23 protein-coding genes are annotated in these 20312 nt (G+C 69.1%); 10 read left to right on the top strand and 13 right to left on the bottom strand.

Features of this window, described 5'->3' with window-relative positions:
- Positions 1 to 26: 26 nt before the first annotated feature.
- Complete coding sequence (locus BN976_RS02125; protein WP_036367553.1) at positions 27 to 1049, bottom strand: sensor histidine kinase; 1023 nt, start codon at positions 1047 to 1049, stop codon at positions 27 to 29.
- Positions 1036 to 1719, bottom strand: coding sequence for a response regulator transcription factor (locus BN976_RS02120; protein ID WP_036367551.1), 684 nt, complete (start codon positions 1717 to 1719; stop codon positions 1036 to 1038). The genes BN976_RS02125 and BN976_RS02120 overlap by 14 nt, the downstream gene beginning before the upstream one ends.
- 103 nt (positions 1720 to 1822) lie before the next feature.
- Here BN976_RS02120 and BN976_RS02115 point away from each other — a divergent pair, with 103 nt between their 5' ends.
- Genes BN976_RS02115 through BN976_RS32345 form a run of 5 tightly spaced genes read left to right on the top strand, consistent with a single transcriptional unit; the run spans position 1823 to position 5340 of the window.
- A complete protein-coding gene (locus BN976_RS02115; RefSeq protein WP_036367549.1) occupies positions 1823 to 2479 on the top strand; it encodes a glycosyltransferase family 2 protein in 657 nt (218 codons plus the stop codon).
- Positions 2476 to 3141 (top strand): TIGR04282 family arsenosugar biosynthesis glycosyltransferase, encoded by a 666-nt coding sequence (locus BN976_RS02110; protein ID WP_036367548.1) that lies wholly within the window; start codon positions 2476 to 2478, stop codon positions 3139 to 3141. Before BN976_RS02115 ends, BN976_RS02110 begins: the two co-directional genes overlap by 4 nt.
- On the top strand, positions 3141 to 3767 hold the full coding sequence (locus tag BN976_RS02105) for a methyltransferase domain-containing protein (RefSeq protein ID WP_036367546.1): 627 nt from the start codon (positions 3141 to 3143) through the stop codon (positions 3765 to 3767). The genes BN976_RS02110 and BN976_RS02105 overlap by 1 nt, the downstream gene beginning before the upstream one ends.
- Positions 3767 to 4870, top strand: a complete 1104-nt coding sequence (locus BN976_RS02100) for a molybdopterin-dependent oxidoreductase (protein ID WP_036367544.1) — start codon at positions 3767 to 3769, stop codon at positions 4868 to 4870. Before BN976_RS02105 ends, BN976_RS02100 begins: the two co-directional genes overlap by 1 nt.
- Positions 4867 to 5340 (top strand): hypothetical protein, encoded by a 474-nt coding sequence (locus tag BN976_RS32345; protein ID WP_084182175.1) that lies wholly within the window; start codon positions 4867 to 4869, stop codon positions 5338 to 5340. The genes BN976_RS02100 and BN976_RS32345 overlap by 4 nt, the downstream gene beginning before the upstream one ends.
- Here BN976_RS32345 and BN976_RS02095 read toward each other — a convergent pair.
- From BN976_RS02095 to BN976_RS02085, 3 genes are all read right to left on the bottom strand, one after another.
- Positions 5266 to 6612 carry a hypothetical protein gene (locus BN976_RS02095; RefSeq protein WP_036367543.1) on the bottom strand — a complete coding sequence of 449 codons (1347 nt, stop codon included), beginning with the start codon at positions 6610 to 6612 and terminating at the stop codon, positions 5266 to 5268. The two genes, BN976_RS32345 and BN976_RS02095, sit on opposite strands and share 75 nt — an antisense overlap.
- Positions 6613 to 6840: 228 nt before the next feature.
- Positions 6841 to 7926 (bottom strand): o-succinylbenzoate--CoA ligase, encoded by a 1086-nt coding sequence (menE, locus tag BN976_RS02090; RefSeq protein WP_084182174.1) that lies wholly within the window; start codon positions 7924 to 7926, stop codon positions 6841 to 6843.
- A 50-nt stretch (positions 7927 to 7976) separates the two neighbouring features.
- Positions 7977 to 8303 carry a DUF3349 domain-containing protein gene (locus BN976_RS02085; RefSeq protein WP_036367540.1) on the bottom strand — a complete coding sequence of 109 codons (327 nt, stop codon included), beginning with the start codon at positions 8301 to 8303 and terminating at the stop codon, positions 7977 to 7979.
- Positions 8304 to 8529: 226 nt separating this feature from the next.
- Between BN976_RS02085 and BN976_RS02080 the strand changes: the two genes are divergently transcribed.
- From BN976_RS02080 to BN976_RS02060, 4 genes are all read left to right on the top strand, one after another.
- Entirely contained in the window at positions 8530 to 9903 is a 1374-nt protein-coding gene (locus BN976_RS02080) for an inorganic phosphate transporter (protein WP_235621949.1), read from the top strand.
- Between the two features lie 14 nt (positions 9904 to 9917).
- Positions 9918 to 10205 (top strand): hypothetical protein, encoded by a 288-nt coding sequence (locus BN976_RS02075; protein WP_036367538.1) that lies wholly within the window; start codon positions 9918 to 9920, stop codon positions 10203 to 10205.
- Positions 10206 to 10215: 10 nt separating this feature from the next.
- The gene (locus BN976_RS02070) at positions 10216 to 10515 is read left to right on the top strand and encodes a DUF3349 domain-containing protein (RefSeq protein ID WP_036367537.1); all 300 of its coding nucleotides are present in this window, start codon (positions 10216 to 10218) and stop codon (positions 10513 to 10515) included.
- A 139-nt stretch (positions 10516 to 10654) separates the two neighbouring features.
- Positions 10655 to 11844 (top strand): IS3 family transposase gene (locus BN976_RS02060; protein ID WP_109489527.1). Its coding sequence is split into 2 segments (ribosomal slippage): positions 10655 to 10925 and positions 10925 to 11844, totalling 1191 coding nucleotides; the frame shifts between segments, so codons are not numbered across the junction.
- A gap of 129 nt (positions 11845 to 11973) precedes the next feature.
- Here BN976_RS02060 and BN976_RS02055 read toward each other — a convergent pair.
- The 4 genes from BN976_RS02055 to BN976_RS02040 all read right to left on the bottom strand — a co-directional run bounded on the left by BN976_RS02055 (position 11974) and on the right by BN976_RS02040 (position 15885).
- On the bottom strand, positions 11974 to 12360 hold the full coding sequence (locus BN976_RS02055) for a VOC family protein (protein ID WP_036367535.1): 387 nt from the start codon (positions 12358 to 12360) through the stop codon (positions 11974 to 11976).
- Positions 12361 to 12382: 22 nt separating this feature from the next.
- On the bottom strand, positions 12383 to 13918 hold the full coding sequence (locus BN976_RS02050) for a long-chain-fatty-acid--CoA ligase (protein WP_036367533.1): 1536 nt from the start codon (positions 13916 to 13918) through the stop codon (positions 12383 to 12385).
- 6 nt (positions 13919 to 13924) lie between these two features.
- The gene (locus BN976_RS02045) at positions 13925 to 14809 is read right to left on the bottom strand and encodes an SDR family oxidoreductase (protein WP_036367531.1); all 885 of its coding nucleotides are present in this window, start codon (positions 14807 to 14809) and stop codon (positions 13925 to 13927) included.
- A gap of 89 nt (positions 14810 to 14898) precedes the next feature.
- The gene (locus tag BN976_RS02040; RefSeq protein ID WP_036367529.1) at positions 14899 to 15885 is read right to left on the bottom strand and encodes an SDR family NAD(P)-dependent oxidoreductase; all 987 of its coding nucleotides are present in this window, start codon (positions 15883 to 15885) and stop codon (positions 14899 to 14901) included.
- 73 nt (positions 15886 to 15958) lie between these two features.
- Between BN976_RS02040 and BN976_RS02035 the strand changes: the two genes are divergently transcribed.
- Positions 15959 to 16882, top strand: coding sequence for an AraC family transcriptional regulator (locus tag BN976_RS02035; RefSeq protein WP_036367527.1), 924 nt, complete (start codon positions 15959 to 15961; stop codon positions 16880 to 16882).
- Between the two features lie 48 nt (positions 16883 to 16930).
- Here the strand turns inward: BN976_RS02035 and BN976_RS02030 are convergent, their stop codons facing one another.
- The 4 genes from BN976_RS02030 to BN976_RS02015 are packed head-to-tail and all read right to left on the bottom strand — an operon-like array spanning position 16931 to position 20309.
- Positions 16931 to 17854, bottom strand: a complete 924-nt coding sequence (locus tag BN976_RS02030; protein ID WP_036367526.1) for a 1,4-dihydroxy-2-naphthoyl-CoA synthase — start codon at positions 17852 to 17854, stop codon at positions 16931 to 16933.
- A 3-nt stretch (positions 17855 to 17857) separates the two neighbouring features.
- Positions 17858 to 18307: a nitroreductase family deazaflavin-dependent oxidoreductase gene (locus BN976_RS02025; protein ID WP_036367524.1), complete on the bottom strand. Its 450-nt coding sequence runs from the start codon at positions 18305 to 18307 to the stop codon at positions 17858 to 17860.
- Between the two features lie 10 nt (positions 18308 to 18317).
- Positions 18318 to 19034: an HAD family hydrolase gene (locus BN976_RS02020; RefSeq protein ID WP_036367521.1), complete on the bottom strand. Its 717-nt coding sequence runs from the start codon at positions 19032 to 19034 to the stop codon at positions 18318 to 18320.
- Positions 19035 to 19058: 24 nt separating this feature from the next.
- Positions 19059 to 20309, bottom strand: a complete 1251-nt coding sequence (locus tag BN976_RS02015; protein ID WP_036367519.1) for an aminoglycoside phosphotransferase family protein — start codon at positions 20307 to 20309, stop codon at positions 19059 to 19061.
- Positions 20310 to 20312 lie beyond the last annotated feature (3 nt).

Genomic DNA, 20312 nt, shown 5'->3' with positions numbered 1-20312 from the left:
CTACCGGGGATGCACGTTCGCGGAATCTAGTCGGCCGGCGGCAGCCGGACCTCGAAGCGTGCTCCCGTCGGCAGATTGTGTGCCGACAGCGTGCCGCGGTGGGCCTGCACCAGCCCGGCCGCAATCGCCAGCCCCAGCCCCGACCCGCTCGGCAGCGACGAATCCGCCCGCGGCACACGGCTGTTCGAACCGCGGTACGCGACATCGAACACCCGCGGCAGGTCGGCTTCGTCGATGCCGACACCGGTGTCGTCGACCCGCGCCCATGCACCCGTCGCGTCGGCGCCCAGCGACAACTCGACGCTGCCGCCCGCCGGTGTGTGCGCGATCGCGTTGGCCACCAGATTGGACAGCACCCGCACCAGCGCGCGGTCGCTGCCCACCACCCGCACCGGCTGCTCGGGCAGCACGGCACGCAGGTGAACCCCGGCGCGTTCAGCCGTGATGCGGTGCGCGGCGAGCACGTCGTCGACGACCTCGTCGAGCGCCACCTTGTCGAACGACGGCGTCAGCGCGCCCGCGTTGATCTTCGACATCTCGAACAGGTCGTCGACCATCTCGGAGAGTCGAATCGATTCGTGTTCAATGTGTTTGGCGCTCACCCGAATCTCGTCGTCGGGTACGACGCCGTCGGCGATGGCCTCCGAGAGCGCGCGGATGCCGGCCAGCGGGGTGCGCAGGTCGTGGCTGACGAACGCGACCAGCCGCCGCCGCGACTGCTCGGCGGCGGCCTCGGAGTCGCGGATCTCGGCCTCCCACACCATGCGTCGCGCCTGGTACCGGGCCAGCATCACCGCCGCCGGGATCGTCACGATCGACACGATGAGCAGGACCACGGCGGTGCGCTCGAAGGTCTCGGTGATCATGAACCCGCTGGCGCCCAGCACCCCGGCCAGGGTGGCCAGCACCGGGATCAGCACCAGCGCGACCATGCTCACCGCCAGCGACCAGGCGCGCGCCAACCGGACGACCGCCGCGCCGACCAGAACCACCGGCACCGAACAGGCCAGCGCCCACCCCACGATCTCCCAGAAGTCAGCCGGCGGCACCGGAGGTCCACATGTAGCCGCGACCCCACACCGTCTGCACCCGATGCCGGTCGCCGAGCTTCGAGCGCAGACGCTTCACGTGCACCGTGACCGTCGACAGGTCACCGAAGTCCCAAAGCCACACCTGCTTGAGCAGATCCTCCCGAGTGAAGACGGTGTCGGGATGGGTGAGGAAGAACAGCAGCAGGTCGAATTCGCGGTTGGTGAGGCTCACGGGTGTCCCGGCCATGGTCACGGTGCGCGACGCGGTCGTCACGGTCAGGTCCCCGGACCTGATGTCGACGGGCAGCACACCGCCCGTGGCCGGCGAGCGCCGCAACACCGACCTCACCCGCAGCGCCAGTTCGCGGGGGCTGAACGGTTTGGTGAGGTAGTCGTCGGCGCCGGCCTCCAGCCCGGCGATGCGGTCCTGCTCCTCTCCGAGGGCGGTCAGCAGGATCACCGGGACGGAGTAGTCGCCGCCTTTACGAAGGTTGCGGCACAGCGCAATACCGTCGGGACCCGGCATCATCACGTCGAGCACCGCGACGTCGATGCGCCGGGAGCCGAGCAGCCGCAGCGCCTCTGAACCGTTGGGTGCGGTGCACACTTCGAGCCCGTCGCGCTCGAGGTAACGGCGCACGACGTCGCGTACCACGTCGTCGTCGTCGGCGATGAGCACCCTGGTCATCTCACCGAGGGTAGCGCGGTAATGCCACGACCAGCGTGGATGTCACGGTTTCGTCAGGCTCGCCCCTCGACTGACCTGCGCCGCTGACTTAGCGTGAACAAACATGCCCGACTGCGCCGTCACCGTGGTGCTGCCTTGTCGCGACGAGGCGGCGTCTCTGCCGGGCGTGCTCGAGGCCATTCCTCGTGGGTATGTCGCGCTGGTGGTGGACAACGCCAGCAGCGACGGCACCGCTGCCGTGGCGCGCAGGCACGGCGCCGAGGTCGTGACCGAGCACAGGCCGGGGTACGGCTCGGCCGTGCACGCCGGTGTGGTGGCGGCGACGACGCCGATCGTGGCTGTGCTCGACGCCGACGGCTCACTGGATCCGCAGGAGCTGCCTGCTCTCGTCGGTGACGTCGAACGGGGCGCCGACATGGCGATCGGGCGGCGCCGCCCACAGCCGGGCCTGAGGTGGCCGTGGCATGCGCGGCTGGGGACCGCGGCGGTGTGCTGGCGGCTGCGGCGCCGCCACGGCCTGCAGGTGCACGACATCGCCCCGATGCGGGTGGCGCGCCGGGACGCGCTGCTGTCGCTCGGGGTGACGGATCGGCGCTCGGGCTACCCGCTCGAGCTGCTGGTGCGGGCGGCCGCGGCGGGCTGGTCGGTCACCGAGCGCGACGTGGCCTACGGTCCCCGCACCGGTGGCACGTCGAAGGTCAGCGGATCGGTGCGCGGATCGGCGACTGCGGCCTGGGACTTCTGGAGGGCCATCTCGTGATCCCGGTCGGCGTTCTGGTGGTCGCCAAGGCCCCGGTGCCCGGGCTGGCGAAAACCCGCCTGGCCGCTGCGCTCGGTGCCGACGTGGCCGCCGACATCGCGGCGGCCGCGCTGTTGGACACCCTGGACGCGGTGGCCGACTGCCCGGCGGCCGCGAAGGTGGTGGCGCTGACGGGAAACCTGGACGACGCGCGGTGCGCCGACGAGATCCGTTCGCGCCTCGACAATTTCATTGTGATCGGGCAGCGCGGCGCAGATCTCGCCGAGCGGTTGGTCAATGCGCATCGCGATGCCGCCGCGGCTACCGGCGGGCTGCCGATTGTTCAGATCGGGATGGACACCCCGCAGGTGAGCCCCGAACTGCTCGAGCGGTGCGCGCAGTCCCTTCTCGGCAGCGACGCCGTCCTGGGGCTGGCGCGCGACGGCGGTTGGTGGGTGCTGGGTGTGCGCGACGCCGCGTTCGCCGAGTGCCTGCGCAATGTGCCGATGTCTACGCCGGACACCGGTGCTGTAACGCTGGCGGCGCTGCAGGACACCGGCATCCATGTGGAACTCGTGTGTGAGCTCGTCGACGTCGACACCATCGACGATGTCGGTGCGGTGCGCGCCGGCTGTGGGCCCGGCTCCCGGTTCAGCCGGGCCACGGCGGGTGTGGGGCCCTGATGTTCGGGCAGCTTTACGACCGCGCACTCGACGGCGAGCGGTGTTGGGTCCGCCACGACGACGGGCGCGTGAAGAAGCTTCCGGTGCGCAGGTGGCTCGGTGGCAGCGGCGGCGACGCCACATTCGACCATGCGGTGGTCGGCCTGTGCCGCGGTCCGACGATCGACCTCGGTTGCGGTCCGGGCCGGCTGGTCGCGCATCTGGTGCAGCGCGGTGTGCCCGCGCTCGGCGTGGACCTGTCGGCGACGGCGGTGGAACTGGCCCGCCGCAGCGGCGCGCCGGCCCTGCGGCGGGACGTCTTCGAACCCCTGCCGGGCACCGGCCGCTGGCAGACGGTGCTGTTGGCCGATGGCAACGTGGGTCTCGGCGGTGACCCGCGCCGGGTCCTGGGCAGGGCAACCGAGCTGCTGCGTCGTGGCGGTCGGTGCCTCGCCGAACTCGACGGCACGACATCGGGAGTCGACGTCGGATGGGTCCGCCTCGAATCTCACCGCATGATCGGCCCGTGGTTCCGCTGGGCCTCGGTCGGGATCGACTGTGTGCCGTCGCTGGCGGCCGAGGCCGGGCTCGCCGTGGCCGGCATCCATCGGATCGGCACCCGGGTCGTCGCGGATCTGGTCGCCTGATGGCTGCCTCGGTGCGCGGCACCGCGATCACCGCCCGAGTCGGTGTGGCGCTCGGAGTGGCGATCGCGGTGTGTCTGGTCACCGGGCTGATCAGCCATCTCATCCAGCACCCGCAGCCGTGGTTCGACTGGCCCACGCGCCCGGTCTGGCTCTACCGGTTCACCCAGGGCCTGCATGTCGCCTCGGGCATCGTGGCGATTCCGCTGGTCGTCGTCAAGCTGTGGTCGGTGTGGCCGAAGCTGTTCGACCGGCCGGTGATCGGTGGTCCGGTTCGCGCGCTGGAGCGCATGTCGATTCTGGTGCTGGTGGCGTCGGTGCTCTTCCAGCTGAGCACCGGGCTGCTCAACATCGCCCAGTGGTATGTGTTCGGGTTCTTCTTCACCACGGCCCACTACGCGATGGCCTATGTCGCCTTCGGCGCGGTGGTCGTGCACATCGGGGTCAAGCTGCCGGTCATCCGGCGGGCGTTGGGGGAACCGCTCGACGACGTCGCTCGAAGTGGGTCGCTTGGTCCGTCACGGCGTACCGTCCTGCGTGGCACGTGGTTGGCCGTGGGGTTGGCGACGCTGGTCACCGCCGGGCAGACGGTGCCGCTGCTGCGCCGGGTCTCGGTGCTGGCTCCTCGTACTGGCGAAGGGCCGCAGGGTGTTCCGGTGAACCGCACGGCGGTGGCCGCGGGGGTGCTCGGGTCGGCGCGTTCCGCCGACTACCGGCTGACGGTGATCAACGGCGATCGCGCCCAGGAGTTCACCGTCGACGAACTGCGGGCGATGCCACAGGCGACCCACCGGCTGCCCATCGCCTGTGTCGAGGGCTGGAGTGCCGAGGGCCAGTGGTCGGGTGTGGTGCTGGCCCACCTGGTGGCGCTGGTCGGAGCGTCGCCGGATTCCGACGTGCGGATGATCTCGCTGGAACCGCCGGGTCCCTATTCTCGTACGGTGCTGCCTGCCCGCCATGCGCGAGACGACATGACGCTTGTGGCACTCGACCTCAACGGTGAGCCACTCGACCTCGACCACGGCTACCCGTGCCGCCTGATCGCACCATCGAGACCCGGTGTGCTGCAGACCAAATGGCTTTCCCGCATCGAGGTCGTGCCGTGACCGCAGCGCGGGTCCTGCTGGTGGTGGCGGGTGTGGCCGCGGGTTTGTACGGTGGGGTGCTGCTGTGGGACACCTCGTCGACGGTGCTCGTCCGGATAGCCGTGTGGGCACTGGTCGGTGTCGTGGTGCACGACTTCGTGTTCGCGCCGTTGTGTGCCGCGGCAGGCGTGGCGTGGCGGACCGTCATCCCGGCAGTTGGCAGTTGGCGGTCGGCGGTCGCCGTGGCGGCGTTGTGCAGCGTGGTGTTGGTGATTCTTGCGATTCCGGTGTACGGCAGGCCCGGGGCACGGCCCGACAATCCGACCGTGCTGGACCGCGACTATCCGGCGGGCCTGTGGATCTCGATCGCGCTGGTGTGGGCGTGCGTACCGGCGTATCACCTGCTGGTGCGCCTGCTACCAGTTGGTCAGGATCAGGTGGTTGATCGCGAGCGCGCCGATGACGTTGAGCTCCAGCCACCATCGCGCTGATCGCGGCGGCAACAGCGCGGCGGAGGCCACCAGCCACACCGTGAAGGGCAACCAGATCCGTTCGGTCTCGGCCTTGCTCAGCTGCGACAGGTCGGCGACCACGATCGCCAACAGCGCGCCGAGCACCAGCAGGTGCAGACCGGAACGCCGCTTGATGGCGGCGATGTCGAACACCCGGCCCAGGCCTGCCACGCTGCCGAGGCCGATGGCGCACACCACCGACGCGAAATTCGCCCAGCCCCAGTACTGGAACGGCCGGTCGTTGGCGATGCCCTGCCAATAGCGTTCCTGCACCAGCAGATAACCGTCGAACCACCAGAACCCGGCCGCAGCGAACACCGCGACCACCGCCAGCGCCGCGACCACCGCAGGAACCAGCGTGCGCACCGCGGCCCGCCACGTCGCGGCGCCGAGCAGCACGGCCACCGCGGGAAAGGCCATCAACACCAGGCCATAGTTGAGGAAGACGGCCCAGCCCAACAGCAATCCGGAACCGATGGCCGCAGCTACGGGCCGGCGAACCGACCCGCGCACCGCCAGCGCCAGCAGCGTGATGCCCCAGGCCGCGACGCCCGCGAAGTAGCCGTCGGCAGACACCGCGATCCAGATCGCGGTCGGTGCCACCGCCACGAACGGCGCGGCGGCGCGGGCGGTGTCCTCGTCCGCCAGCGCACGCACGGTCACCACGATCGCGGCCGCGATGCTGGAGCCGGCCAGCAGGCACAGCAGGCCGGCCCAGGCGCCGCCGCCGAGCCCGATGCGGTCCAGCCACACGAATGTCAGAAGAGCTCCGGGCGGATGACCGGAGACGTGGGTGATCCACGAATCAGGCTGGTAATCAAGGATCCTGCCGGCAAAGGTGCGTAGCGCCTCGGGGATGTCGGTGACCGTCGGAACCTGTCGCAGATACTCGTGGCGGGCGGTGAGGCGGCCGGCGAAGCCGCGTTGCCAGCCGTCGACCATGGCCAGGCTGAAGGCCCACGCGCAGGACACCGTCCAGGACAGCCAGGGCAGCCACCGCCAGGGCAGGCGCTGCGCGAGCGGCGGCCCCCACAGCACGGCCGCGGCGCCGATCGCGAACGCCGGGATGGTGCCCGCGCCGACGTGGGTATTCCACCACCCGAAGATCGGTGCGGTGTCGGCGAAGCTGCGAAGACGCTCGGGGGTGGCGTTGATCAGCGGGGTGACGATGCCGAGGTCGAGGTGGGGGATGACGAACGCCGCGACGACCAGAACAGACCCGACCGCGACGGCGACCGCCTCTCTACGCATCCCCCCATCCTTCCTGCGCGAGTGTGCGTGTCTGCACTGCGGCACGCCGCAAATGCCGGCACTACACGCACGCTCGCGAGCCCGTCCTCAGTCCATCGGTACAGACATGGGCGCCCGCGTTGCATCGAGATGAGCATTGCCGTGGTTCTCGACTTCGTCAACGACCACATCGCTGGGCGCCCCTCCCCGCACGGAGGTCACTTCACGGCGCCATCGCGGGGCGCACCCTCACGCGAACCGGCGTGCCAGCTCCCGGCGGTCCACCTTGCCGATTCCGCGGCGCGGAAGCTTGTCGACCAGGTGCAGCTGGCGCGGCGCCGCCGTCGCAGGCAGGGTGTCGGCGACGTGAGACCGCAACTGTGCCAATGTCACCGAAGCGCCAGCGGCGACGACGACCGCGGCGATCACCCGCTGTCCTAGCCGCTCGTCGGGTACCCCGAACACCGCGCAATCGGCCACCGCCGGATGGGTCGACAGGGCGGTCTCGACGAGACCGGGCAGCACGGTGAGGCCGCCGGTGCTGATCGCGTCGTCCACCCTTCCGAGCACCCTCAGTGCACCGGAATCATCAAGCACACCAATATCGTCGGTGCGGAACCAGCCCGGCTCGGCGAACGGATCCGGCGTCACGGGATTGCGGTATCCGGCCGCGACCGTCGGGCCGCCCAGCCAGATCCTGCCGTCGTCGTCCACCCGCACACCGACACCGTCGAGCGGCACCCCGTCGTAGACGCAGCCACCCGCCGTCTCGCTCATCCCGTACGTTCGGACAACGGAAACACCTGCTGCCGAGGCTGTTTCGGCCACATTGGCGGGCATCGGGCCGCCGCCGATCAGCACGGCGTCCAGCCCGGCGAGTGCCTTCGTCGCTTGTGGGTCGCGGAGGGCCTTGTCCAGCTGGGCGGCCACCAGTGACGCATAGCGTCTGCCGGAGCCCATCGCGTCGATCGCCGCCGCCAGCGCGGAGGGCTCGAAAGAGGCCGGCACGGCCGCCGGCGTGACGCCGGCGATCACGCTGCGCACCAGCACCTGGAATCCGGCCACGTGGTAGGCGGGCAGCGCCAGCAGCCAGCGACCGGGCCCGCCGAGGCGCGCGTGCGTCGCCTCCGCACTGGCCGTCAGCGCCGCGACGGTCAGCATCGCGCCCTTGGGCGTGCCCGTGGTGCCCGACGTGGACAGCACCACGCCGATCGCGTCGTCGATGGGCTCGCCGGCACGCAACGCCGTTGTCAGTGCGGCGGCCTGGGCGGGGTCGTGGGCTGGCACCGGCAGAATGCTGGCGTGACCGTCGAGGACGTCACGGACGACGCTCAGGGTGGTCGGTGCGGCGTCGTCCGCGCCGAAGCCGACGGGGTGCAGGACGGCTATCGGTCCTCCTCCGCGTCGCGCGGATCGTCGAGCGGCCAGCCCTGGGCCGCCAGCCGGGCCCGGACCCGCTCGACATCGTCGGGTGACGGGAGTTCGTCGGTGATCTGCGTGATCAGCACCCCGATGTCGATGGGGTCGATGTCGACGGAGCCCCGCTCACGGAACTCGGCACGCGCGATGAGCTCGGCGACCACGGCCTTCACCTCGTCGTCGGTCAAGCGTCGTCGCAGCAGCGCCAGCAGCGGTATGCGGTCCGCGCCCGGCACACCTTCCGGATATCCGGCCGCGATCCACGCCACGATCCGGGCGAGAAATCTGGTCACGAGTTCACTCTCCGCCCGGGCGCCAATTGCCTCCGGGCAGTCCGATATTAGTCGCGGTCGGCCCCGACAGCCGTGCCGCGAGCTTGCGGTCGAGGAACGATCGTCCGACGGGAAATGAATGTTTGATGAACGCCATCGCGTCGCCGGCAGAAGGGCCATGTCACGCCGTCGACATTCCGTGGCGAAACTTCGTCAGAGTCGCCGACCGGGACGCAGAATTAGCGCCATGGGCGCAGAGCTGATCATCTTGGTGCTGTTGATCGCCACAGCGTTGGCTTTCGACTTCACCAACGGCTTTCACGACACCGGAAACGCGATGGCGACATCCATCGCGACCGGCGCGCTCAAGCCCAAGACGGCCGTCATCCTCGCCGGCGTGCTGAACCTCGTCGGCGCGTTCCTGTCCGTCGAGGTCGCGGTCACGGTGACCACCTCGGTACTCAAGATCCAGGACAGCAAGACCGGTCAGCTCATCCCGTCGATCGACGCCTCGACTGGACTGACGATCATCTTCGCCGGCCTGGTCGGCGGCATCCTGTGGAACCTGCTCACCTGGCTGTTCGGTATCCCGTCGAGTTCCTCGCACGCGCTGTTCGGCGGTCTCATCGGTGCCGGCCTCGCCGCGGTCGGCCTCGCGGGCGTCAACTGGTCCGGTGTGACACAGAAGGTGCTCATCCCGGCCGTCGCGGCGCCGTTGATCGCTTGCCTGGTTGCCGGCTGCGGCACCTGGCTGGTGTACCGCATCACCCGCAACGTGATGAGGAACCGCCGCGAGCAGGGCTTCCGCTGGGGCCAGATCGCTACCGCGTCGCTGGTCGCGTTGTCGCACGGCACCAACGACGCGCAGAAGACCATGGGTGTCATCGCGCTGGCCCTCATCACCACCGGCCACCTGACCGGAGACGTCAAGGAACAGGGTCTGCCGTTCTGGATCATCGCTTCCTGCGCGCTGGCCATCGGTCTGGGCACCTACCTCGGCGGGTGGCGCGTGATCCGCACCCTCGGCAAGGGCCTCGTCGAGATCGAGTCCCCGCAGGGCTTTGCCGCAGAGGCCTCCTCTGCGGCGATCATCCTGAGCTCCAGTGCCGCGGGCATGGCCCTGTCGACCACCCACGTCGCCACCGGCTCGATCCTGGGCAGCGGTGTCGGCAAGCCGGGCGCCGAGGTGCGGTGGGCGGTCGCCGGCCGGATGGCCGTCGCCTGGTTGATCACGCTGCCCGCAGCCGGCATCGTCGGCGCCCTGTCCTTCTGGCTCTCCCACGGCGTCGAGTCGCTGACCGGATCGTCGTTGGTCGGCGACGGCCTGATTTTCCTGCTGCTGTGCGGGCTGTCCCTCTACCTGTGGTGGCGCGCCCAGCAGCAGAAGGTGGATCACAGCAACGTCAACGCCGACTGGGACGTGTCCACCAACTCGGTCGTGCCGACCGCGCTCCGTGAGGCCATCACCAACGGCATGCCCCCTACCGACGCCAAGCCCCCTACCGACGCCAAGCCCCCTACCGACGCCAAGCCCCCTACCGACACCACACCCCCCACCGACTCCAAGCCCCCTACCGACACCAAGCCCCCTACCGACTCCAAGCCCGCGGCAGCGGTCTGAAAGGGATTCCCGAAATGAACTATGTCGAGAGCATCCTGAAGGTGCTCGGCATCGGGATGTTTCTCGGTGCGGGCCTGCCGGCGATCTTCGCGCTCGGCCTGGTGGCGTTCTCGCGCGGCACTGGGTCCGACGGCACCGACGGCACCGCCGCGGCGACGCCCAACGCCGCGCTGAAGTACCTCGGGGTCCTGCTTTTCGTGTTCGTCGGCTGGGTGATCCTGACCGCCGTCCTGTGGATCACCCGGATGACGCTCTTCCATCACACCGGCGTCGACCTGTTCCCGTTCCTGCCCAAGAAGTGAGCTGAAGGCAATGGCCGAGAGCGCGTTCAACAACATCCTGGGCTGGCTGCACCAGGGTTACCCGCAGGGCGTCCCGCAGACGGACTACTTCGCGCTGCTGGCCCTGCTGGCCCGGACCTTGAGTGAGGACGAGGTGGTCAAGATCGCCCAGACCGTGCTCAAGGGCAGCCGGTCCGACACCGTGACTCCCGAGGAGATCCGCGCGGCGATCCACGTCGTCACCGACAAGGAACCCACGCCCGAAGAGATGAATCAGGTCGCGGCGCGGTTGGCCTCCGTCGGCTGGCCGCTGGCCACCCCCACCGGCTGAGTCTCCTCAACGCGGCTCGTGCCTCGCCGCTTGATCGTCGTCCCGCTGAGTCTGATTGCGGGACTCCTCAACTGGGGTTGACCCCTGATGGTGGACACCTGACTGGTGGGACTGCTGGTCTCACGGGAAGGATGTCCGTATGTCGGGCAAGCGTAAGAAGTACACCCCGGAGTTTCGGGAGCAGGCTGCCCGCCTGGTGATCGAGACGGGTCGTCCGATCGCTCATGTGGCCGCCGAGATCGGTGTCGGTGAGCAATTGCTGGGCCGCTGGGTGCACCAGGCTCGGCGCGCCGCCTGCGCCGGGGATAATGGCGCGGTGCTTGATGCTGATGAGCGGGCCGAGTTGGAGCGGTTACGCAAGGAGAACGCCGAATTGCGTTTGGACCGGCAGTTTTTGAAAAAAGCCGCGGCCTTCTTCGCCTCCGAACAGAACCCGTAGACGCCTACGTTCTGATCGAAGCGGAGAAGGCCACCTACGCGATCACCCGGATGTGCGAACTGCTGGAAGTCTCTCGCTCAGGGTTCTACAAATGGCGCAAAACCCAGGCCGCGGGACCCTCGCTGGCGGCGCAGCGGCGTGCCGAGCTCGACGCCAAGGTCGCGGCCTTCCACAAGGCCTCTGACGGCGTGTACGGCGCTCCACGGATCCTGGCCGACCTGCGCGATGGCGGTGAGACGGTGTCGCGCAAGACGGTGGCCGCCTCGCTGCGTCGCCAGGGCCTGGCCGGGATCAGCCCACGTACCTTCGCGCCGGCGACCACGATCGTCGATCTGGATGCCCCGGTGCCCAAAGACCTGGTCAAACGCCGGTTCGACGTCGGCGAACTCGACCGGGTCTGGACGTCGGACATCACGTATTTGCGCACCGGTGAGGGCTGGCTGTACCTGTGCGCGGTCCGCGACGGCTGCAGCCGGCGGGTGATCGGCTGGGCCATCGATGAGCACATGCGCACCGACCTGGTCGAGGCGGCCGTGGCGATGGCGGTGGCGATGCGCGGCGAGTTGGCCGAGCAGGTCGTGCTGCACGCTGACCGCGGCTGCCAATTCACCAGCGCGCAGCTGGCCCGGTTCGCCCGCGATCACAACCTGGCCCGCTCAGTGGGCCGTACCGGAGTGTGCTGGGACAACGCCCAGCAGGAATCATTCTGGGGCACAATGAAAGTCGAGTTCTATGACCGCTACTTGTGGCCCACCAAGGCAGCCGCTAAGCTCGCCGTCGGCGACTGGATCGAACGGGTTTACAACCGCCGCCGGCGCCACTCGGCCCTCGGAATGACCTCACCGGTCGACTACGAGAACCGGATCACTCAGACGGCACAAGCCGCCTGACCCTGTGTCCACCAAACGGGGTCAAGCCCACAACGCGGCTCGTGCCTCGCCGCTTGATCGTCGTCCCGCTAAGTCTGATTGCGGGACTCCTCAACGCGGCTCGTGCCTCGCCGCTTGATCGTCGTCCCGCTAACCCCGGCTGTCGCGGCGCAATGGATGATCCTCGGGCACCTCGACAAAGATCAGCGTGACCCCATCCGGGTCGGTGACGTGCATCTCGTGCAGACCCCACGGCTCCTGCCGGGCATCCCGGGCGATCGGGACGCCACGTTCCCGCAACTGCTCCTGGGCCGCGGCGATGTCACGTACCTGCAGCCACAGCGCGCCCGGGAACGGTGGCGCGCCGTCGGCCGGTGCGCCGTGCCCGGCGAGCTCGATCAGCGTCTGCCCGGCGTAGAAGACCGTCCCGCCGCCGTACTCCCTGGCGATCGCGAGGCCGAGGCCGTCGCGGTAGAAGGCCACCGAACGCGCATAGTCCTTGGGGCGGAAGAGCACGCGGCTGGCCAGGATCTCCATGCCTGCGTGTCTACCACGCCGTTCAGCCGATGTGGCGGTCCGCGCCGTCCCAGTACGGCTCGCGCAGTGCGCGTTTGAGGAGCTTGCCGCTCGGGTTGCGGGGCAGAACGTCGACGAAGTCGACGCTCTTGGGCAGTTTGAACCCGCCGAGCCGGTCCCGGGCGAACGCGATCAGTTCGGACTCGGTGAGCTGGGCACCGCGGGCCGCGACGACGACGGCCTTGACCGCCTCACCCCACCGGCGGTCGGGTACGCCGATGACGGCGGCGTCGGCGACGGCGGGGTGCGTCATCAGCACGTTCTCGACCTCGGCGGGGTACACGTTCTCTCCGCCGGAGACGATCATGTCCTTGATCCGGTCGTGCAGAAACAGGTAGCCGTCGTCGTCGAGGTAGCCGGCGTCACCCGTCTTGAGCCAGCCGTCCGGTGTCAGCGTCCCCGCCGTCGCGTCGGGGTTGTTCCAGTAGCCCAGCATGTTCTGCTCGGATCGGGTCCACACTTCGCCGACCGTGCCGGAAGCGGCGTCGCCGCCGTCGTCCCCGACAATGCGGATCTGCACCCACGGGTAGGGCCTGCCGCACGAGCGCAGCAGTCCGGGCACATGGTCGGGGCCGTCGAGTTGGGTGATCGAGCCCGTCGTCTCGGTCATGCCGTACACCTGGGCGAAGATGCCGCCGAACCGTTCGATGCCGCGGACCAGGACGTCGTCGCTGATCGGTGACGCGCCGTAGACGATCACCCGCAGGGTTGAGAAGTCGACCTCCTCGACCCGATCGGTATCGAGCAGGAATTGGATGACGGCGGGCACCAGCAGCATGTTGGTGATCCGGTGACGGGCGATCGCGTCGAGGATCGCGTCCGGCTCGACGTCACGCAGCACCACCGTCGTCGCGCCCTGCCACAGCCCGGCCAGCGCCCACCCGGAGCCGGCCATGTGGAACAGCGGCATGACCGCGAGGCTGACGGCGTCGGCGTCGAACTTCCACGGTCCGGCCACCCCACCGGTCTTGCACACGTAGTTGGTGTTGCTGAGCATGACGCCCTTGGGTGCGCCCGTGGTGCCCGAGGTGTACATCAGCAGCACCACGTCGTCGGGTCCGGTGACGACGCCCGGGTCGACGGGCGGATGCGACGCGACCCAGTCGTCGAAAGCCGGCCAGCGCGGGTGGTTGCCGATCACCACGATGTCGGTGTCGAGGTCGTCCTCGATCGCTTCGAGATGGCCGGCGAAGTCTTGGCCGACCACAACGATTTTCGCCGCGGAGTCGGCGATGATGTGGCGCATCTCGGGCGCCGCCAGCCGCCAGTTGACCGGCACCCCGACCGCGCCGAGCTTCGCCAGCCCGAAAGTGACATCGAAGAATTCGGCGCCGTTCTTGTCGACGAACGCGACCCGGTCGCCGACCCCGACGCCGGCCTGCGCGAACGCCTGCGCGGCCCGGCTGGAACGGTCGTCGAGCTCGCCGTAGGTGATCGTGCGGTCACCCACCACCAGTGCCGGCGCGCCCGGGCGTTGCCGGCCGTGAACCCGGATGATGTCGGCGAGGTTGTGTATCAAGGATTTTCAGTCCTTGGGCTGCATCCGCTGGCGCTTCATGATGGTGTCCACCGCCGCCGGGGCGATGCTGTTGATCGCGTGCGCGGTGACCGCGATCCGGGGTGCGATGCTGACCGGGCGGTGCCGGGCGGCGGTGATGATCCAGCCCGCAGCCTCCTCGGCCGACAGCCCGGGCAGGCCGTCGTAGGCGCGCGTCGGCGCGATCATCGGTGTCTTCACCAGCGGGTAGTACAGCGTCGTGGAATGCACACCGCGGTCGGCCCATTCGGTTTCGATGATGCGGCTGATCGAGGACAGCGCGGCCTTCGACGCGTTGTAGACGCCGAACAGTGGCGGGGATTCGGTCTTCACGCCCCAGGTCGACACGTTGATGACGTGTCCGTCGCCGCGGTCGAGCATGCCGGGGGCCAGGCCGCGGATCAGTCGCAGCGGCCCGTAGTAGTTCAGCGTCATGGTGCGCTCGACGTCGTGCCAGCGGTCCAGCGACTCCTCCAGCGGCCGCCGGATCGAGCGGCCGGCGTTGTTGACCAGGATGTCGACACCGCCCAGCTCGTTCTCGACCGTGGCGACGAGTGCGTCGATGGCGTCGAGGTCGGACAGGTCGCAGGCGTGGGCGCGGGCCCGGCCGCCGGCGTCGGTGATGCGTGCGACGAGGTCGTCGAGCAGGTCGCCACGCCGGGCCACCGCGACCACGGTGGCTCCGCGGCGGGCCAGCTTCTCGGCGGCGGCCTCCCCGATGCCCGACGACGCCCCGGTCAGCAGGACGCGCTTGCCCTCGAGGTCGATGGTCTCGCGGTTGGGCCGGTTCAGAAGCGCCGGAAGGATCGGCGGCCGCATGCTGGTCAGCACAACCTGGTCGGCCAGCCGCCGCAGCGGGTTCCTACGAGTCACGGCGCGAGTCTATTTCCAGCGCCGAAACCGCATTCCGCGCGGGCCGCTCTCGCGCTTCTGCCGCGTGGAATGCGATCTCGGCGGTTCGGTCAGGCGAGCAGTTTCTCGCTGAGCTCCCACAGCCTCTCGGCCGACTCGGGATCGACCGCGTAGCCGGTGACACCCGGCGTGGTCTGAAGCGGGCCCGCGCCCATGTCGACGGTGACGGGTGTGGCGTCGGCCTCCAGCGGGGCGACGTCATTGTTCGCCAGGTAGACGCCGCCGATGTCGGCCAACAGCGGGCTGGTCGCGGCGAACACCTGGGTCGAGGCACCCTGCTGCGGGGTCTTCATGTCGCGGTCCGGATCGACGATCGGCCGGCCGTCGTCGTCGATCAGCCCCATCGCCCGCCAGTCGTCGACGGTGAACGACGGGCCGAGGTTGGTCGAGACGATCCCGCCCGGGTGCAGCGAATAGCCGCGGATACCGTCTCCGGACCACCGCCGGTCCAGTTCCACGGCGAACAGCACATTGGCGGTCTTGGACTGGCCGTAGGCCACCATGCCGTCGTAGTCGGCCTCGAAATGTGGATCTTCCCAACGGATGTCGGAGAGGTGGTGGCCCCACGACGACACCTCGACGACGCGCGCGCCGTCGGCCGCTCGCAGCGCGGGCAGCAACCCGTTGGTCAGCTGGAAATGGCCGAGGTGGTTGGTCGCGAACTGGACTTCGTAGCCGCGCGCGTCCCGAACGAGAGCGCCGCCCATGATGCCGGCGTTGTTGATCAGGATGTGCAGTGCGGCCTCGCCGTATCCGGCCACGAACCGGCCGATCGATGCGGGGTCCATCAGGTCCAACTGCTCGACCCGCACCCGCTCGACACCGACGAGCGCCGCCGCTGCCGTCTCGGGATTACGGCTGGCCACTACGACGTTGGCACCGGCATCGGCAAGGGCGCGGGTGGTCTCGAGGCCGAGGCCGACGTGGCCTGCGGTGACGATGGCGTTGCGACCCGTCAGGTCGGTGCCGGCGAGAACGTCGGCGGCGGTGGACGCGGCGGTGAAGCCGGATCCGAGAGGACGTTGTTTATTGGTCATGACGCCACTCTGCAACCAGGGGGTCGTACTCTGAATGGTTGAAAGTTCGGATTTTCTGCGTGATAGTACGAATATGAAGCGTGATCAGCTGTCGGACGTCTTCGACCTCATCGAGGTGGCGGGGATGGTGTCCGGCGGGTTCTCGGTGCGCGGGGACTGGTTCTGCAGGCTGGAGATCAAGGATCCGGTCAAGATGATCGGGGTGGTCTGCGGCCGCGTCCGGCTTGCCACCGACGGATACGGCCCGATCGACCTCGAACCGGGTGACGTCGCGATTCTCAACGGCTGCACGCAGGTGGTGCTCGAGGGCGGTCCAGGTGCGGCGCCCGCGACGAAGCTCGACGTCGAGCAGTCCGGGGATGCCTTCGTGCGGGTCGACGGCGCCGAATGCGGTGAGGCCGACGTCATCATCGGTGGCCATGTCGACGTGAACCCGACCGGGGCGGCGCTGCTGGCGCAGGCCCTGCCGCGGGTGGGGCTGGTGCGGGCGTCGGCCGACGAGGCCACCAACCTGCACGCGATCCTCAACCGCGTGCTCGACGAGGTGACCGGCAATCGCATCGGCTCGGCGTTCGCCGTGCAGCAGCAGGGCCAACTCCTGCTCCTGGAGGTACTGCGGGCCTACCTCGCACAGGCGGACGACCTGCCGCCGGGATGGCTGCGACTGCTCACCGACGAGCGGCTGCGCCCCGCCGTCACGTCGATGCACGACGAACCCGGAAAGCCTTGGCGGCTTGAGGAACTCGCGCGAGCCGCGGCGATGTCGCGCACGTCGTTCGCTGAGCGCTTCCGTGCGGTTGCCGGAGTGCCGCCGCTGACCTACCTCAACGCCTGGCGCATGCAGCTCGCCCGGCACGCGCTGCGCGACAGCGACACCCGAGTGGGGCCCTTGGCGCTCCGGCTGGGGTACACCTCGGAGAGCGCATTCAGCAATGCATTCAAGCGCGAGGTGGGGCTCTCGCCGCTGCGCTACCGCGCCAGCGTCCAGACCGTGTGATTTCGGCGTGGCTGGTCGCGCCCAGCGCGACTCAGCACGCCGAAATCCCTAGAAGTAGCGGGGGAACGGCGACCAGTCCGGGTCGCGTTTCTCCAGGAACGCGTCGCGGCCCTCGACGGCCTCGTCGGTCATGTACGCCAGCCGTGTCGCCTCACCGGCGAACAGTTGCTGGCCCACCAGACCGTCGTCGAGCAGATTGAACGCGTACTTGAGCATCCGGATGGCCTGCGGCGACTTGCCGTTGATCTCCGAAGCCCATTGCAGCGCAACATTTTCCAGATCAGCATGGTCGACGACCTCGTTCACCGCGCCCATCGCGTGCATCTGCTCGGCGGTGTAGGCGCGACCGAGGAAGAAGATCTCGCGGGCGAACTTCTGCCCGGCCTGGCGGGCCAGATACGCCGACCCGTACCCGCCGTCGAAGGAGCCGACGTCGGCGTCGGTCTGCTTGAAGCGAGCGTGCTCACGTGAGGCCAGCGTCAGGTCGCACACCACGTGCAACGAGTGCCCGCCGCCGGCGGCCCAACCGTTCACCAGGCAGATCACCGGCTTGGGCATGAACCGGATCAGCCGCTGCACCTCGAGGATGTGCAGCCGCCCCGCACGGGCCGGATCCACCGTCTCGGCGGTCTCCCCGGACGCGTACTGGTAACCGCTGCGGCCGCGGATGCGCTGGTCGCCACCCGAGCAGAACGCCCAGCCGCCGTCCTTGGCCGACGGGCCGTTGCCCGTCAGCAGCACCACGCCGACGTCCGAGGACATCCTGGCGTGGTCGAGGACGCGGTAGAGCTCGTCGACGGTGTGCGGCCGAAACGCGTTGCGCACCTCGGGGCGGTCGAACGCGATGCGTACCGTCGGCTTGCGTGCGCCGCCGACGACGTGGCGGTGGTAGGTGATGTCGGTCAGGTCCTCGAAGCCGGCCACCGGCTCCCACAGGCTGGCGTCGAACGGATTGGTCCCAGGGGCGCTCACGCCTCAAACGGTATCGAAGCGGAATACCGGGCAGCGCCCGGCCAGCGCTTCGAACTCGTCGGGGTGCGGTCCGCTGACGAGCCCGGCGTTCTTCATGAACCCGACACCGGTGGGCACCAGCACCGGGAACTGCCTCAGCAGCGGGCGGGCCTGCTGCGTCGGCAGCTCCACCATCCGCACCGCTTCCCGCGTCCTGCCGCGTACCAGCAGGGCTTCGGGATTGGCCTGCGCGTTGCGCACCCAGTCCGATCCCGGCAGACCGCCGACGACGTAGCGCCGGCCGTCGACCTCGAACGGCGTGATCGGCGTCGACCTGGGCTTGCCGGACTTGCGTCCGGTCACGGTCAGTACAACGGGCCCGTCGCTGAACAGTCCCGTCCGGTTGAGGACGATCATCACCTTGTTGACGTACTTCAGCCACCACGGCGGCCGGATGCGTTCGCTGCTCGGCATGGAATCGAAGTTACAGCTGGATGCCGTTGGCCCACAGCGCGGCGACCAGGCCGTCCGTGCGTTCACCCGTGGGCAGCGGGTCGACGAGTGCGAACGCGCATCCCAGCGTGCGTGCGCCACCGTCGGCCTCGTCGCTGTCGCCGACCATCAGCGCGCGGCCGGCGGCCACGCCGAGCCGGTCCAACGCGGTCTGGAAGATCGCCGGATCGGGTTTGACGGCGCCGACCTCGAACGACAGCACGAACTCGTCGACGTGGCCTGCTGCCCCGAGCACGTCGAACGCCGGACGCACGTCGAACGCGATGTTGGACACCACGGCGGTCTTGATGCCGCGCCGGTGCAGACCGTGGAGCACGGTCGGGGTGTCGGGGTAAGGGGTCCAGCAGGCCGGGTCGATCACCTTGCCGTACAGCGACTCGGCGTGGTGATGGGCCAGCCCGGATTCGCGCAGCACGTGCAGATAGGCCTCGCGGTGCAGGTGCGGAGCCAGGTCCCGGTTCATCCACGCGTCCAGCGCCGCGGGCGTCATCGACACCGAGCGGCCGGTGGGCGCGGTGAGCCGCCGCATCAACTCAGCCTGCACATGGCCGTCGACCTCGCGACTGCCCTCGGGGGTCATCGGGCTGTCGAGTTCCATCTCGGCGAACCAGCTCTCGTCTTCCTCGAGCCGGAACAGCGTGCCGGAGTAGTCGAACAGCACCGCTTGCAGGTCGCTCACCCCACCCATCCTGCCAGGGCGCGCGATGAGTGGTCAGCCCTCAAGCACCGCGCGGACGTCCGACTTCTCCCACAGATTCAGAAAATTCGTCATCATCAGCAGCCGGCTACGGGCCTGCTCATCGCCGGCGATCCGCGGGTCGAACCGGTCGGTCACCGTCTCGGGCAGCAGTTTCAGCAGATACCCCGGCACGTCGAGCAGCCAGGCGGTACCCATGATCGCGACGTAGGCGATCACGTGCTCACGCAGTGTCGCCGCGTCCAGTTCCGGTCCTCCCGCGGCGGAATACTCGGCGACGAAGTGATTCACCAGATCGTCGAAGTGGTTGTCCCACATAGCAGTTTCCGCGCTGCACAGTGCGCCCCAGATCGCCATCGCGAGGTTCATCTGGCCGACGCACCCCCAGTCCAGCAACCCGCAGCTGAGCCGGTCCCCGTCGCGCCAGAACCACGCGTTGTCGACGTTGGCGTTCCAGTGGCACAGCGCGAGGTGGTCCGCGTCGGCGGCCAGCCGGTCCCACAGCGCGTCGACCCGCCCCGCGATGACGCCGACGTCGTCGTGAAGCCGTGAAACAAAGGACGGTGAAACGACATTGGCCGGTACCAGGCCGGGGTGACGGGCGCCGAGTTGGGCGAGCAGGTCGACGCGGCGCCGCAGTTGATCGGCGGTGTAGGGCGCACGCCGGCCGACCGACAGCAGGCGCATGTCGACCGCGAAGTCCTCGTCGTTGCCGAGGCGGCCGGCCTTGTGGGCACCGGCGAGACGGCCCAGCGCACTGAACAACGCCGTGTAGTGCTGCACCGGCTCGGGCATCGCATGGTCGGCGCACTTGTCGTATTGGCGCTCTATTCCGTTGTCTCCAAATGGAATCCGTTCCGTGATCAGAACACCGCTGCCCGAGGCGCCGTGGTAGTCGGCGAACACGCAGCGCGGCACGGCGATCGGAAAACCCGGGGCCCGGGTGAGCAACGCGAAGCGGACCTCCAGCGCCATCTGACTGCGCCCGAGATCGCGGGCCGGATCGTCGAAATCGCGGGAGAACTTGACGAACAACTCACGCGGGAGCCGGCCGGTACTGCGGTAGGACACCGTCAGCAGCGCCTTGCGGCCGGTGCTGCCGCCGCGAAACTCGGTCAACTCGTCGACGGCGACCACGGCGTCGTCCCCGGCCAGTACGCCCGACCGGCGCAACGCCGCGGTGAGGAAGTCGGGACCCGCCGCGCCCAATGACGCAGCGTCGGTGGGAAAGTCCAGGCCGAGGTGGTCCCCGGGGCAGGTCCGCATGCC

It is taken from the genome of Mycolicibacterium austroafricanum, assembly GCF_000612725.1.
In the GTDB taxonomy this organism is placed as follows: Bacteria; Actinomycetota; Actinomycetes; order Mycobacteriales; family Mycobacteriaceae; genus Mycobacterium; species Mycobacterium austroafricanum.
This window is presented reverse-complemented; position numbering and strand designations above follow the sequence as displayed.